Origin of the sequence: Aliiroseovarius sp., from assembly GCF_965228805.1 — a bacterium.
Lineage (GTDB): Bacteria > Pseudomonadota > Alphaproteobacteria > Rhodobacterales > Rhodobacteraceae > JASBTN01.
Map to the genome: position 1 here is coordinate 2,323,173 of NZ_CBDDIE010000003.1, position 13,879 is coordinate 2,337,051.

Below are 13,879 nucleotides of genomic sequence, written 5' to 3' on the forward strand. Positions count from 1 at the left end.
GCTCCGAAAACGTCGCATTTGTTGCGGTTTAGCGCTACCTGTGTATGCGATTGGATACAAGCCTTCACCCATGCCGCAGCGCGGCACACTTGCTTTGCCGCCGCATTCGGACTAGGCATTCACGCGAATTTCAACCTGACCCGGAGACCTGACCCATGGCCAGACCCAAAATCGCGCTTATCGGCAGCGGCATGATCGGCGGCACCCTTGCCCACCTGGCAGCCCTGAAAGAACTGGGCGATATCGTCCTGTTCGACATTGCCGACGGCATCCCGCAGGGCAAGGCGCTGGACATCGCCGAAAGCGGCCCGGTCGAGCGTTTCGACGCGGCCCTGTCGGGCACCACCGACTACGCCGATATCGCGGGCGCCGATGTCTGCATCGTCACCGCCGGTGTGCCGCGCAAGCCGGGCATGAGCCGCGACGATCTGCTGGGCATCAACCTGAAGGTCATGAAATCGGTTGGCGAAGGCATCAAGCAGCATGCCCCCGACGCCTTCGTGATCTGCATCACCAACCCGCTGGACGCGATGGTCTGGGCGCTGCGCGAATTCTCGGGCCTGCCGCATGAGAAAGTCGTCGGCATGGCCGGCGTGCTGGACTCGGCCCGTTTCCGCCACTTCCTGTCGGAAGAGTTCGACGTGTCGATGAAGGACGTCACCGCCTTCGTGCTGGGCGGCCACGGCGACACCATGGTGCCGCTGACCCGTTATTCGACCGTCGCCGGTATCCCGCTGCCCGACCTGGTGGACATGGGCTGGACCACGCAGGAGAAACTGGACGCCATCGTGCAGCGCACCCGTGACGGTGGTGCCGAGATCGTCGGCCTGCTGAAAACCGGTTCGGCTTATTACGCCCCGGCAGCCTCAGCGATCGAAATGGCCGAAGCCTATCTGAAAGACCAGAAGCGCCTGCTGCCCTGTGCCGCCTACGTGGACGGCGCGCTGGGCCTGAAGGGCATGTATGTGGGCGTGCCGACCGTGATCGGTGCGAACGGCATCGAGCGCATCGTCGACATCAAGATGAACAAGGACGAACAGGCCATGTTCGACAAGTCGGTCGAAGCCGTGAACGGCCTGGTCGAGGCCTGCAAGGGTATCGACCCGTCGCTGGCCTGAGCCGCGACACTCATCGGACAGTGAAGACAGCGAAGGCCGGGCGTCAGCTCGGCCTTTTGCGTTTCAGCTGTGTATTTAGGGCCTGCAGCTCGTCCTCGTGCAGGGCATCGAAGGCGGCGGCGCTCAGGTCAACCGTCGCCCCGGGGGCATGGGCACGGATCGCTCCGGCGAGGTCGAGAGGGAACTCGCCGAGCGCGCCCAAACCGGTCAATTGCGCGGCGCGCACCAAGGACAGGCGAAACATGGCCTCGTCCAGGGCCAGCGCCTCGGTCAGCGGTTCGTCCGCGGCCAGGATGCGATCGACGGCCCGGCGCCGGGCCGGATGCAACATGTGGTGCAGCGTGCCGGGTCGGCTTGCGTAGCGCAGGGTCTTCAACGCCCAGTGGCGCGGGGTCAGCCCGTCGAAATGCAGGATGCGCGCGCGACTGGCGGTGGCATGCGTCAGATCGCGTCCGCCGCGTTTGTCACGCACCATGTGGATGCCCAGGAATCCGGTGCTGCCGCAGCGCATCATCGCCTTGCCGCTGGAATGTCCGCTCAGCCCGCCAGAGAGGTATTGCGCAGTGTCTCCATGGATGCGCCGACTGGTCGCCCGGCCTTTCACCCGGGCGCGAAAGGTCGTGCCGAAGAGCTGCGCATCAGCGCTGGTCCAGCAGCGTTCGATGTTGGGCAGATGCAGCCGGTCCTGGTCCTTGGGAATCTCTGCCGCGATCCCATCCGGCGCCCAGAGGAACTCATCCGCATCCGCGTGCAGAAGCCAGGTCGCGCGGCCCGCAGCCGCCTCCTGCGCGACGACAAGGTTCGCGTTCAGGGTCTGGCGGCGGGTCTGGTAGTTCGCTCGCGGCGCGCCGAATTGCGCCCAGTGGGCCGCATCGCAGAGCGTGACCTCGACCCCGGGCACACGTGCCAGAACCTCTGCCGCCGGGTCCTCGGGGTTGTCGAAGAACAGGTGAATCCGTTGCGCGCCCAAGGTCAGGTGATGGCAGGCGAAAGCCAGCACCAGAACCGCAGGTTCGCGCACCGTCGACACGACGGCCCAGTCAGTTGGCGCGGTGGGGTGATTGGGTGCCGTTTGGGCCATGTCGCAATCGCTTTGAAGGAACTGGCACGCACGCTAGCAGTGTGCGCCGACAAGGCCAAGGGGCTGCGTCAGACCCGAAACCCCAGGCGGTAGGCCAGCATCCGGGCGCCGAAACGCACCCGCCAATGCAGGGGCGGGGTCGCGTGCTTCTGCCAGGTGAACGGATAGCTGTCGTAATGCGCCACGCTCAGGTCAACGGAGAGGCCGGGAAAGGTCGCCTCCAGCGCCGCAGGCAGGTCGAGATCATGGCGCAGGATCAGCCCCAGCTCGTCAAGCCGGGCCAGGCGGGTCGGGTCAAGGCATTTGATCCGGGCGTACAGGGTGTTCAGCGCGTCCGGGTCCTCGCGATGACGCAGGACGGCCTGGTTCTGCTCCCGCCAGTTGGGAATGCGCGCCAGGGGGGCGGCAGGGTTCTGATCGATCGCGCGTAGCTTCTTCTGAATGTAGCTCTGCGCGGTCAACCCGTCGTAGTGCAGCAGCAGGCGTCCCGGGAACGTGTGGCTCTCAAAGTCGCGCGGATTGACCGGTCCATGGACGCCAAGGGGCAGGTTCCGTCCAGTGCGAAAGAAGGGCTTGCTGCTGGCATAGGCTGCAAAGCCCCGGTCGAGGAAGGGTGCCGCATCGCCCTCGATCCGCGCCATCTCTTCGGTGGCGTCGGGCGGGTAGGGCCTGCGGAATACCCCGTCGAAGATGTTCGCCGGATCCGGGCGGCCGATATGAGTGCGCTCCAGCACCCGGACTGAGGCATAGTCCACCTTGTCCTGCAGCGCGGCCAGGGCTGCAGCCCAATTGCCCGCCGGGGCTGGACGCAGGAATTCATCCGCGTCGATATGCAAGAGCCAGCCGACCGCGGCCCGGTCGTAACAGTGCTGGATCAACACGCGCTGGCGCCTCCCGACCTGCGCCGGGCGCGGGCCAAGCTTGTCTGGCCAACGCGCGCCGTCGATCCGGTGCAGGTGCACCTGGGGCAAGGCGGCGAGCTGGTCGTGCAGCCCAGGGGAGGGCGTATCCAGATAGATGTCGATGCGCGCCGGTCCCAGGCGCAGGTGATGAGCGACCCAGGCCAGGACCAACGGGTCCGGCTCGCTGATCATCGAGACAATGCCCCAGCTCATGTGAGATCCGTTATGTTTGCGTTACCTTAAATTCCTACGGAGTAGTGAACATACGCAGCCGAATCACACAAGGCTTGACGTATGTGATCACAGTTTTCCAGAGTGTGATCACAAAAGACGGGAAAATCCCCCGAAATGCCGTTTTCCGGCAGAAAAGGTTTTCTTCATCGATTCCTGTTGTGCATTCTGCGTGAAACCACAACAGGACGAGGGACTGCTCGTGAATATCCATGAATATCAGGCCAAGGCTCTTCTGAAGTCGTACGGTGCGCCGGTGTCAGATGGCCGCGTCGTGCTGAAAGCCGAAGATGCGAAAACCGCTGCTGGCGAGCTGGACGGCCCGCTCTGGGTCGTGAAGGCCCAGATCCACGCCGGTGGCCGCGGCAAGGGGTCCTTCAAGGAAGCCGATGCCGGTGAAAAGGGCGGCGTGCGCCTGGCCAAGTCGGTCGAGGAAGCCGCCGAGGAAGCCAAGAAGATGCTGGGCCGCACCCTGGTCACGCATCAGACCGGCCCGGTCGGCAAGCAGGTGAACCGCATCTACATCGAAGATGGTTCGGACATTGCCCGCGAACTGTACCTGGCCTTCCTGGTGGACCGTCAGACCTCGCGCATTTCGATCGTGGCCTCGACCGAAGGCGGCATGGATATTGAAGAGGTTGCGGAATCGACCCCCGAGAAAATCCTGAGCTTCTCGATCGACCCGGCCACCGGCTACATGCCCTACCATGGCCGCCGCGTCGCCTTTGCGCTGGAGCTGCAAGGCGCCCAGGTCAAGCAATGCGTGAAGCTGCTGGGCCAGCTCTACAAGGCCTTCGTCGAGAAGGACATGGAGATGCTGGAGATCAACCCGCTGATCGTCATGGAAAACGGCGACCTGAAACTGCTGGACGCCAAGCTGGGCTTTGACGGAAACGCCGTCTACCGCCACCAGGACGTGGCCGCCCTGCGCGACGAGACCGAAGAAGACCCCAAAGAGCTGGAAGCGTCGAAATACGACCTGAACTACATCGCTCTGGACGGTGAAATCGGCTGCATGGTGAACGGCGCGGGCCTGGCCATGGCGACGATGGACATCATCAAGCTCTACGGTGCCGAACCGGCCAACTTCCTGGACGTCGGTGGCGGCGCCACCAAGGAAAAGGTCACCGAAGCCTTCAAGATCATCACCTCGGACCCGAACGTCAAAGGCATCCTGGTGAACATCTTCGGCGGCATCATGCGCTGTGACGTCATCGCCGAGGGCGTGGTCGCCGCGGTGAAGGAAGTCGGCCTGCAGGTCCCGCTGGTCGTGCGTCTGGAAGGCACCAATGTCGAACAGGGCAAGGAGATCATCAACACCTCCGGCCTGAACGTCATCGCCGCCGACAACCTGTCGGACGGTGCCGAGAAGATCGTGAAAGCGGTGAAGGGGTAACTCTTTGGCCGTCGTTCTCAAACCCAACGAAGTCGAAGACTGGCTTCCCAATCAGTCGTATGAAGTGACTGTAAACGGGAAAAGGAATGATACCACAATCGAAATTCCTTGCGGTGTGTTCGTGTTCCGCAAGGATACTCGAAATGGAGCTTCCGATGGTCGACTTTATGGGGTTGGGGAAATCAACGGTGCTACGCGTGAGCCAAATGGGCATTGGCGCTTTTCAATGATGATCCACCAAGAGCCGAGAGCAGATCTGTTTTCGCATGACTTGGACCAAGATGTGATCGACCCAAATGATGGAGTGATTGTCGAGCTTGCAGAAGTTCGCCGCATTTCATGGACACGCTTCTTTGCGGTTTCGAGTGAAGTCGAAGCGCGCTTAATGAACGAATATTTTGGAGGCTAAAAATGGCTATCCTCGTAGATGAAAACACCAAGGTGATCTGCCAGGGCTTTACCGGCTCGCAAGGCACCTTCCACTCGGAACAAGCCATCGCCTATGGCACCAAGATGGTCGGCGGTGTGACCCCCGGCAAGGGCGGTCAGGACCACCTGGGCCTGCCCGTGTTCGACTCGGTGCATGAAGCCAAGGCCAAGACCGAAGCCAATGCCTCGGTGATCTATGTGCCGCCGCCGTTTGCCGCGGACTCGATCCTGGAAGCGATTGATGCGGAGATGGAGCTGATCGTCTGCATCACCGAAGGCATCCCGGTGCTGGACATGATGCGCGTGAAGCGCGCGCTGGAAAGCTCGTCGAGCCGCCTGATTGGCCCGAACTGCCCCGGCATCATCACGCCGGACGCCTGCAAGATCGGCATCATGCCCGGCCACATCCACAAGCGTGGCTCGGTCGGCGTCGTGTCGCGTTCGGGCACCCTGACCTATGAGGCCGTCAAGCAGACCGCCGACATCGGCCTGGGCCAGTCGACCGCCGTCGGCATCGGGGGCGACCCGATCAAGGGCACCGAGCATATCGACGTGCTGGACATGTTCCTGGACGATGACGAGACCCAGTCGATCATCATGATCGGTGAGATCGGTGGCTCGGCCGAAGAAGAAGCCGCCGAATTCCTGGCCGAACAGAAGAAGAAGGGCCGTTGGAAGCCCGTCGCGGGCTTCATCGCCGGTCGCACGGCGCCTCCGGGCCGCCGCATGGGCCACGCGGGCGCCATCGTCGCCGGCGGCAAGGGCGGTGCGGAAGACAAGATCGAGGCGATGAAAGCCGCCGGGATCGTCGTCGCCGACAGCCCCGCCACCCTGGGCGAAGCCGTTCTGAAGGCGATCGGCTAATACACTTTCCGCGCGCGCCCGGTCTATGCTGGGCGCGCGTTTTCCAACCTTTCAGGTGATGCCATGACGGACCAAAGCCCGAACGAGATCTTCCACGCCTCAAGCTTCATGCAGGGGCATAACGCGGAATACCTCGAACAGCTCTATGCACAATATGCGAAAGACCCCACAGCGGTGGACGAGGCCTGGCAGGCCTTTTTTGCTGAATTGGGGGACCATGAGCAGGACGTGAAGGCCGAGGCCGCTGGCCCCAGCTGGTCGCGCGGTGACTGGCCGCCGCAGCCGGGCGGCGACTGGGTGCACAGCCTGGATGGCATGTGGCCCGAGGAAGCCCCCGCGAAGGAGGCCAAGGCCGCCGGCAAGAAGATTGCCGAGAAGGCCGTTGAAAAGGGTGTGTCGGTCAGCGAAGAGCAGATCAAGCGCGCGGTGCTGGACAGTATCCGCGCCCTGATGATCATTCGCGCCTATCGGATCCGGGGCCACCTGGTGGCCGATCTGGACCCGCTGGGCATGCGCGACCAGACCCCGCATCCAGAGCTGGATCCGAAAAGCTACGGCTTTACCGATGGCGACATGGATCGCCCGATCTTCATCGACAATGTGCTGGGGCTGCAAGTTGCCAGCATGCGTCAGATCATCGAGATCGTGAAACGTACCTACTGTGGCACCTTCGCGCTGCAGTACATGCATATCTCGAATCCCGAGGAAGCCGCTTGGCTGAAGGAGCGGATCGAGGGCTTCGGCAAGGAGATCGCCTTTACCCGGGAAGGCCGCAAGGCGATCCTGAACAAGCTGGTCGAGGCCGAAGGGTTCGAGAAGTTCCTGCATGTCAAATACATGGGCACCAAGCGTTTCGGCCTGGACGGTGGCGAGGCGCTGATCCCCGCCATGGAACAGATCATCAAGCGCGGCGGTGCGCTGGGCCTGAAGGAAATCGTCATTGGCATGCCGCACCGCGGTCGTCTGTCGGTGCTGGCCAATGTGATGGCCAAACCTTATCGCGCGATCTTCAACGAATTCCAGGGCGGCAGCTTCAAGCCCGAGGACGTGGATGGTTCGGGCGACGTGAAATACCACCTGGGCGCCTCCTCGGACCGCGAGTTCGATAGCAACAAGGTGCACCTGTCGCTGACCGCCAATCCCTCGCACCTGGAGGCCGTCAACCCGGTCGTGCTGGGCAAGGTGCGCGCCAAACAGGAGCAGATGAACGATACGGACCGCGATCAGGTCCTGCCGATCCTGCTGCATGGCGACGCGGCCTTTGCGGGTCAGGGTGTCGTGGCCGAGGGCTTTGGCCTGTCGGGCCTGGTCGGTCACAAGACCGGTGGCACCATGCATATCGTGGTGAACAACCAGATCGGGTTCACCACCGCGCCGCACTTCAGCCGCTCGTCGCCCTATCCGACCGACATCGCCCTGATGGTGGAAGCCCCGATCTTCCACGTGAACGGCGACGACCCGGAGGCCGTGGTGCATGCCGCCAAGGTCGCGACCGAGTTCCGCCAGAAGTTCCACAAGGACGTCGTCATCGACATGTTCTGCTATCGCCGCTTCGGTCACAACGAAGGCGATGAGCCCATGTTCACCAACCCGGTGATGTACAAGCGGATCAAGACCCACAAGACCACGCTGCAGCTCTATACCGAGCGGCTGGTCAAGGATGGCCTCATCCCCGAGGGTGAGATCGACGACATGAAGACCGCCTTCCAGGCCCATCTGAACGAAGAGTTCGAGGCGGGCAAGGATTACAAGCCCAACAAGGCCGACTGGCTGGACGGACGCTGGTCGCATCTGGACAAGAAGGACGAGGAATACCAGCGCGGCGCGACGGCCATCAAGCCCGAGACGCTGGGCGAGATCGGCCAGGCGCTGTCGACCGCGCCCGAAGGTTTCCCGCTGCACAAGACCGTGGGTCGTCTATTGGACGCCAAGTCGAAGATGTTCGAAAGCGGCCAGGGCTTTGACTGGGCGACCGCCGAGGCGCTGGCCTTCGGCTCGCTGCAGCTGGAAGGTTACCCGGTGCGCCTGTCCGGTCAGGACGCCACGCGCGGTACGTTCAGCCAGCGCCATTCGGGCTTCATCAACCAGGAAACCGAGGAGCGGTATTACCCGCTGAACAACATCCGCGAGGGTCAGGCCAAGTATGAAGTCATCGACTCCATGCTGTCGGAATACGCGGTGCTGGGCTTCGAATACGGCTACTCGCTGGCCGAACCCAATGCGTTGACCCTGTGGGAAGCCCAGTTCGGCGACTTCGCCAACGGCGCGCAGATCATGTTCGACCAGTTCATCAGTTCGGGTGAAAGCAAATGGCTGCGCATGTCGGGCCTGACGGTTCTGCTGCCGCACGGGTTCGAAGGGCAGGGCCCGGAGCACAGCTCGGCCCGTCTGGAACGCTTCCTGCAGATGTGTGGCGGCGACAACTGGATCGTGGCCAACTGTTCGACGCCTGCGAACTACTTCCACATCCTGCGTCGCCAGATGCACCGGTCGTTCCGCAAGCCGCTGATCCTGATGACGCCCAAGTCGCTTCTGCGCCACAAGATGTGCATCTCGACGGCGGAAGACTTCACCACCGGGTCGAGCTTCCACCGTGTCCTTTGGGATGACGCGCAGAAGGGCAATTCGGACACCAAGCTGGTCAAGGACGAGAAGATCAAGCGCGTGGTGATGTGTTCGGGCAAGGTCTATTACGACCTGCTGGAGGAACGCGACGCACGGGGTATCGACGATGTCTACCTGATGCGGGTCGAACAGTTCTATCCGTTCCCGGCCCTGTCGATGGTCAAGGAGCTCGAACGCTTCCCGAACGCCGATTACGTCTGGTGTCAGGAAGAACCCAAGAACCAGGGCGCCTGGTTCTTCATGGAACCCAACATCGAATGGGTGCTGACCCGCCTCAAGGCGAAGATCACCCGTCCCAAATACGCTGGCCGTCCGGCCTCGGCCTCGCCGGCCACCGGTCTTGCAAGCCAGCACAAGGCACAACAGGAAGCGCTGGTGAGTGACGCGCTCAACTTGGAAGGAAACTAAACCATGAGCATTGAAGTCAGGGTCCCCACGCTGGGGGAGAGCGTGACCGAGGCCACCGTGGCCACGTGGTTCAAGAAGCCGGGCGATGCGGTCGCGGTGGATGAGATGCTCTGCGAGCTGGAAACCGACAAGGTGACCGTCGAAGTGCCGTCGCCTGCTGCGGGCACATTGGGTGAGATTGTCGCGGGCGAAGGCGACACCGTGGGTGTCGACGCGCTGCTGGCGGTGATCGGCGAAGGTGCCGGTGCTGCTCCGGCCCCCGCCGCCGCCCCCGCTGCTGCCCCCGCCGCCGCCGCTCAGGCGGTCGACGTCATGGTGCCCGCGCTGGGCGAAAGCGTGACCGAGGCCACCGTGTCGAGCTGGTTCAAGCAGGTGGGCGATGCGGTCGCCCAGGACGAGATGCTCTGCGAGCTGGAAACCGACAAGGTGTCCGTCGAAGTGCCGTCCCCCGCCGCCGGTGTGCTGACCGAAATCCTGGCCGCCGAAGGTGCCACGGTCGAAGCCGCCGCCAAGCTGGCTGTCGTGTCCGCCGGTGAAGGCGCCGCCGTGGCCGCCGCGCCTGCCGCTGCTGCCGCACCCGCCGCTGCCGCGACCGGCAAGAGCGTCGAAGATGCGCCCTCGGCCAAGAAGGCTATGGCCGAGGCCGGTCTGAACCCCGCCGACGTGCAAGGCACGGGTCGCGATGGTCGCGTGATGAAACATGATGTTGCCGCCGCACTGGCTGCGCCGAAACCCGCCGCCGCCGCCCCCGCGCCGGTTGCGGCCCGCGCCCCGGTTGCCGCCGATGACGCCGCCCGCGAGGAACGGGTCAAGATGACCCGCCTGCGCCAGACCATCGCGCGTCGTCTGAAGGACAGCCAGAACACCGCCGCCATGCTGACCACCTATAACGAGGTGGACATGACCGAGGTCATGGCCCTGCGCAACCAGTACAAGGCCGAGTTCGAAAAGAAGCACGGCGTGCGTCTGGGCTTCATGTCCTTCTTCACCAAGGCCTGCTGCCACGCGCTGAAAGAGGTGCCCGAGGTCAATGCCGAGATCGACGGCACCGACATCGTCTACAAGAACTTCGTGCACATGGGCGTGGCCGCCGGTACGCCCACCGGCCTGGTCGTTCCGGTCATCCGTGACGCCGACAGCATGTCCTTTGCCGCGATCGAGAAAGCCATCGCCGAAAAGGGCCGTCGCGCCCGTGACGGCAAGCTCAGCATGGAGGAAATGCAGGGCGGCACCTTCACCATCTCGAACGGTGGTGTTTATGGCTCGCTGATGTCCTCGCCGATCCTGAACCCGCCGCAGTCGGGCATCCTGGGCATGCACAAGATCCAGGACCGTCCGATGGCCATCAATGGCGAGGTCGTCATCCGCCCGATGATGTACCTGGCGCTGAGCTATGACCACCGCATCGTCGACGGCAAGGGCGCCGTGACCTTCCTGGTGCGCGTCAAGGAAGCGCTGGAAGATCCCCGCCGCCTGCTGATGGACCTGTAATCATGGCGACACATGTCCTCTGGCAGGCCGACGTGGCCGATTTCGACGCCTGGTACGGTGTGTTCAAGCAAGATCGCATGAACCGCCGTGCCGTCGGCATCAAGGCGCTGCATGTCTGGCGGGATCCCGCGCAGAAGAACCGCGCGGTGGCCCTGTTCGAGATCCTGGACCTGGAGAAGGCCCAGGCCTTCTTCGACAGCGAGGAACTGGCCATGCACATGGAGCGCGACGGGGTGGCCCATGTGGAGACCCGGCTGCTGACCCCGGCCTGACCGGTTGCCGGGCCGCCTTTTGGGGGCGGCCAGGTCACACGAAACAACTGCCCGGGCGGGGTCGCCCGGGTCCACGCCGGGAACTCGCGAGGCTTTGATGTCGGACGGATTGGACAAAGAGGTGGCACGTTTCGCGCAACTGGCCGACGTCTCGCTGGAGCGGGCCGGAGAGCAGATCCGTCACCCCGCGCTGTTGGGTCCGCGCCGCCAGGTCGCCGGGCGGGTCCGCCGCACCTATGCGTTTGCACTTGCGCTATTTCTGGTCGTGATTTGCGAAGGGTTGCTGTCGGCGACGGGCGTCGTCGCGCTTCCGCGCCTGATTGGAACCGGCCTGCTGTTTGCCGCGTGTATATGTGCCTTTTCGGCGATGCGCGAGTTGCCGCTTTTGACAGAGCTGTGGGCACGTTGGATCACCCCTGTCTTCGTATTGGGCGCGGGGGGGCTTCTGATCGCCGTCCCCGGGGATGCCACGCTTTACGGACCTGCCTTGGCCGGGCTCAAGACCCTGTTCTTCGCGATTGCCGCTGTTGCCGCGTTCAGCGGCATGCGCTTTCCTATCACCGCTCAAGTGCAGCGCGCGCGGGCAACGAACCCGATGCGATGGGACGAGCTGTCAGCGGATGAACAGATGCGCGTCTTTCCCCTGGCACCCTGGATGTCGCCTTATCGCTGGGGCAAGGGGTAACATGGCCTATCTGGATCCCATAGGCCCGGCCAGCCTCGGCTGTCGCAAAAGCGGCCGGGCCATTTGGGGCGGAAGGGGTGTGGCATGAGCGATGACCGGACCCGCGCCATGCTGGACACCAATGCCGATCAGGCCGCCTATTACGATGCGACCGACGGCGGCACCGTTGCGGCAATCAACGGGCGCATGACCAATCTGTGGCGGGTGTTGCGCCACCGGCTGATCTCGGCGGTTCCCCATGAGGTGCGCGAGGGGCTTTACGATATTCACAAGGACTGGATCGGCGATCCGGCGGGCAAGAAAGTGCTGGAGCTGGGCTGCGGGTCCGGCAGTGCGCTCAGCGAACACCTGGCCGACCACGCGGGCGAATACCACGCGATTGACCTGTCCGAGGATCAGATCCGCCAGCTGCGCGAACGGCTTGGGGCGCGTGAGGGGCTGCATCTGCATGTGGCCGACGTGCTGTCCGACGAGTTCGCTGAGACCGAATTCGACCTGATCTATGCCCAGTCGATCTTTCACCATTTCCGCTTTATCGAGGTGTTGTTTGATCGGGTAGAGACCTTGCTGGCCCCTGGCGGGCGGGTGATCACACTGGATCCGGTGCAGGCCTGGTGGCCCGCGCGGATCGTGCGCGGCGTCTTTCGCCCGTTCCAGACCGATGCAGACTGGGAATTTCCTTTCACCGCCCGCACCCTGCGCCAGATCGAAACGCGGTTTCGGGTGGAGGCGAGCCGAGGCCTGTTCAACCGCTCGAAATGGGCGCTGGTCCTGGGGCTTGTTGCGCCTGAACGCGCGACCCGACTGGGTACAGCCTGGTTCCGCCAAGACCTGAGCCACGACCCAACCTGGCGCGACCGCCGTGCCAGCCTGCAAATCAGTTACATGCTGTCCCTTGCCCGCGAAGGCGACGGGGACCAGACCCAAGCACAGAAATCCAAGGAGTGAGACATGGCAGACTATGATGTGATCGTGATTGGCGGTGGCCCCGGCGGCTATGTCTGTGCCATTCGCTGCGCCCAGCTGGGGCTGAAAACCGCCTGTGTCGAGGGCCGCGAGACCCTGGGCGGCACCTGCCTGAACGTGGGCTGCATCCCGTCGAAGGCGCTCTTGCATGCCAGCCACAGCCTGCATGAGGCCGAACACAACTTTGCCGCCATGGGCCTGAAGGGCAAATCGCCCTCGGTCGATTGGAAGCAGATGCTGGCCTACAAGGACGACGTGATCGGCCAGAACACCAAGGGCATCGAATTCCTGTTCAAGAAGAACAAGGTCGACTGGCTGAAGGGCTGGGGATCGATCCCCGCCGCCGGTCAGGTCAAGGTGGGTGACGAGGTGCACAATGCCAAGCACATCGTGATCGCGAGCGGGTCCGAGCCGTCGAGCCTGCCGGGTGTCGAGGTGGACGAGAAGATCGTCGTGACCTCCACCGGCGCGCTGGAACTGCCGAAAGTGCCCAAGAAGATGGTCGTCATCGGCGCCGGTGTGATCGGGCTGGAAATGGGCTCGGTCTACAAGCGTCTGGGCGCCGAGGTGACGGTGATCGAATTCCTCGACGAGATCACCCCGGGCATGGACAAGGACATCCAGAAGACCTTCCAGCGCACGCTGCAAAAGCAGGGCATGGAGTTCATCATGGGCGCCGCCGTGCAGAAGGTCGACAAGACCAAGACCAAGGCCAAGGTGCACTACCAGCTGCGCAAGGACGGCAGCGAGGCGATGGTGGACGCCGATGTGGTGCTGGTCGCCACTGGCCGCCGCCCCTTCGTCGACGGGCTGGGCCTGGAAGGCGCGGGCGTGAAGATGACCGAGCGCGGCCAGATCGCCACGGATCACTGGAAGACCTCGGTGCCGGGCATCTGGGCGATCGGCGACGTGACCGAAGGTCCGATGCTGGCCCACAAGGCCGAGGACGAGGGCATGGCGGTGGCTGAAAGCATCGCCGGTCAGGCCGGTCACGTGAACTATGACGTCATTCCGGGCGTGATCTACACCTCGCCGGAGGTGGCGAGCGTCGGCAAGACCGAACAGGAGCTGAAAGAGGCCGGTGTCGATTACAAGGTCGGCAAGTTCTCGTTCATGGGCAATGGTCGCGCGAAGGCGGTGTTCATGGGCGACGGGTTCGTGAAGATCCTGGCCGACAAGGCCACCGACCGGGTGCTGGGCGTGCATATCATGGGCCCCGCCGCCGGTGAGCTGATCCACGAGGCCTGCGTGCTGATGGAATACGGCGGGTCTGCCGAGGATCTGGCGCGCACCTGCCACGCGCACCCGACCTTCTCGGAAGCCGTGCGCGAGGCTGCGCTGGCCTGTGGCGATGGTCCGATCCACTCGTAAGGGGCTGGAGGATTGAAATTGCGGCGCGCTCCCTGTTGGG

At 63.6% G+C, this 13,879-nt stretch carries 12 protein-coding genes; 10 read left to right on the forward strand and 2 right to left on the reverse strand.

Going from position 1 to position 13,879, the window contains the following annotated elements; genetic code table 11:
* Positions 1–155 precede the first annotated feature (155 nt).
* A complete protein-coding gene (gene mdh / locus ACO07D_RS12390; protein ID WP_421703256.1) occupies positions 156–1,118 on the forward strand; it encodes a malate dehydrogenase in 963 nt (320 codons plus the stop codon).
* 43 nt (positions 1,119–1,161) lie between these two features.
* Here mdh and ACO07D_RS12395 read toward each other — a convergent pair whose 3' ends face one another.
* The gene (locus ACO07D_RS12395; RefSeq protein WP_421703257.1) at positions 1,162–2,199 is read right to left on the reverse strand and encodes a glycosyltransferase family 2 protein; all 1,038 of its coding nucleotides are present in this window, start codon (positions 2,197–2,199) and stop codon (positions 1,162–1,164) included.
* Between the two features lie 68 nt (positions 2,200–2,267).
* Positions 2,268–3,314 carry a glycosyltransferase family 2 protein gene (locus tag ACO07D_RS12400; protein WP_421703258.1) on the reverse strand — a complete coding sequence of 349 codons (1,047 nt, stop codon included), beginning with the start codon at positions 3,312–3,314 and terminating at the stop codon, positions 2,268–2,270.
* Between the two features lie 220 nt (positions 3,315–3,534).
* Between ACO07D_RS12400 and sucC the strand changes: the two genes are divergently transcribed.
* From sucC to lpdA, 9 genes are all read left to right on the forward strand, one after another.
* Positions 3,535–4,728 carry an ADP-forming succinate--CoA ligase subunit beta gene (sucC, locus tag ACO07D_RS12405; RefSeq protein ID WP_421703259.1) on the forward strand — a complete coding sequence of 398 codons (1,194 nt, stop codon included), beginning with the start codon at positions 3,535–3,537 and terminating at the stop codon, positions 4,726–4,728.
* 4 nt (positions 4,729–4,732) lie between these two features.
* The gene (locus ACO07D_RS12410; protein WP_421703260.1) at positions 4,733–5,137 is read left to right on the forward strand and encodes a hypothetical protein; all 405 of its coding nucleotides are present in this window, start codon (positions 4,733–4,735) and stop codon (positions 5,135–5,137) included.
* Between the two features lie 2 nt (positions 5,138–5,139).
* The gene (gene sucD, locus ACO07D_RS12415) at positions 5,140–6,021 is read left to right on the forward strand and encodes a succinate--CoA ligase subunit alpha (protein WP_421703261.1); all 882 of its coding nucleotides are present in this window, start codon (positions 5,140–5,142) and stop codon (positions 6,019–6,021) included.
* A gap of 63 nt (positions 6,022–6,084) precedes the next feature.
* Positions 6,085–9,054, forward strand: a complete 2,970-nt coding sequence (locus ACO07D_RS12420) for a 2-oxoglutarate dehydrogenase E1 component (protein ID WP_421703262.1) — start codon at positions 6,085–6,087, stop codon at positions 9,052–9,054.
* 3 nt (positions 9,055–9,057) lie between these two features.
* On the forward strand, positions 9,058–10,545 hold the full coding sequence (gene odhB / locus ACO07D_RS12425) for a 2-oxoglutarate dehydrogenase complex dihydrolipoyllysine-residue succinyltransferase (protein ID WP_421703263.1): 1,488 nt from the start codon (positions 9,058–9,060) through the stop codon (positions 10,543–10,545).
* Between the two features lie 2 nt (positions 10,546–10,547).
* Positions 10,548–10,817 carry a hypothetical protein gene (locus tag ACO07D_RS12430; RefSeq protein ID WP_421703264.1) on the forward strand — a complete coding sequence of 90 codons (270 nt, stop codon included), beginning with the start codon at positions 10,548–10,550 and terminating at the stop codon, positions 10,815–10,817.
* A 97-nt stretch (positions 10,818–10,914) separates the two neighbouring features.
* Positions 10,915–11,502, forward strand: coding sequence for a hypothetical protein (locus ACO07D_RS12435; RefSeq protein ID WP_421703265.1), 588 nt, complete (start codon positions 10,915–10,917; stop codon positions 11,500–11,502).
* Between the two features lie 84 nt (positions 11,503–11,586).
* Positions 11,587–12,450, forward strand: coding sequence for a class I SAM-dependent methyltransferase (locus ACO07D_RS12440; RefSeq protein ID WP_421703266.1), 864 nt, complete (start codon positions 11,587–11,589; stop codon positions 12,448–12,450).
* Positions 12,451–12,453: 3 nt separating this feature from the next.
* On the forward strand, positions 12,454–13,839 hold the full coding sequence (lpdA, locus tag ACO07D_RS12445) for a dihydrolipoyl dehydrogenase (protein WP_421703267.1): 1,386 nt from the start codon (positions 12,454–12,456) through the stop codon (positions 13,837–13,839).
* The last annotated feature ends 40 nt before the right edge of the window (positions 13,840–13,879 follow it).

Coding starts and splice junctions, on each gene's coding strand:
- ACO07D_RS12430 (WP_421703264.1), top strand. CDS start 10,548: ATGGCGACACATGTCCTCTGGCAGGCCGACGTGGCCGATTTCGACGCC.
- ACO07D_RS12395 (WP_421703257.1), bottom strand. CDS start 2,199: ATGGCCCAAACGGCACCCAATCACCCCACCGCGCCAACTGACTGGGCC.
- sucD (WP_421703261.1), top strand. CDS start 5,140: ATGGCTATCCTCGTAGATGAAAACACCAAGGTGATCTGCCAGGGCTTT.
- lpdA (WP_421703267.1), top strand. CDS start 12,454: ATGGCAGACTATGATGTGATCGTGATTGGCGGTGGCCCCGGCGGCTAT.
- ACO07D_RS12440 (WP_421703266.1), top strand. CDS start 11,587: ATGAGCGATGACCGGACCCGCGCCATGCTGGACACCAATGCCGATCAG.
- ACO07D_RS12420 (WP_421703262.1), top strand. CDS start 6,085: ATGACGGACCAAAGCCCGAACGAGATCTTCCACGCCTCAAGCTTCATG.
- ACO07D_RS12435 (WP_421703265.1), top strand. CDS start 10,915: ATGTCGGACGGATTGGACAAAGAGGTGGCACGTTTCGCGCAACTGGCC.
- odhB (WP_421703263.1), top strand. CDS start 9,058: ATGAGCATTGAAGTCAGGGTCCCCACGCTGGGGGAGAGCGTGACCGAG.
- ACO07D_RS12400 (WP_421703258.1), bottom strand. CDS start 3,314: ATGAGCTGGGGCATTGTCTCGATGATCAGCGAGCCGGACCCGTTGGTC.
- mdh (WP_421703256.1), top strand. CDS start 156: ATGGCCAGACCCAAAATCGCGCTTATCGGCAGCGGCATGATCGGCGGC.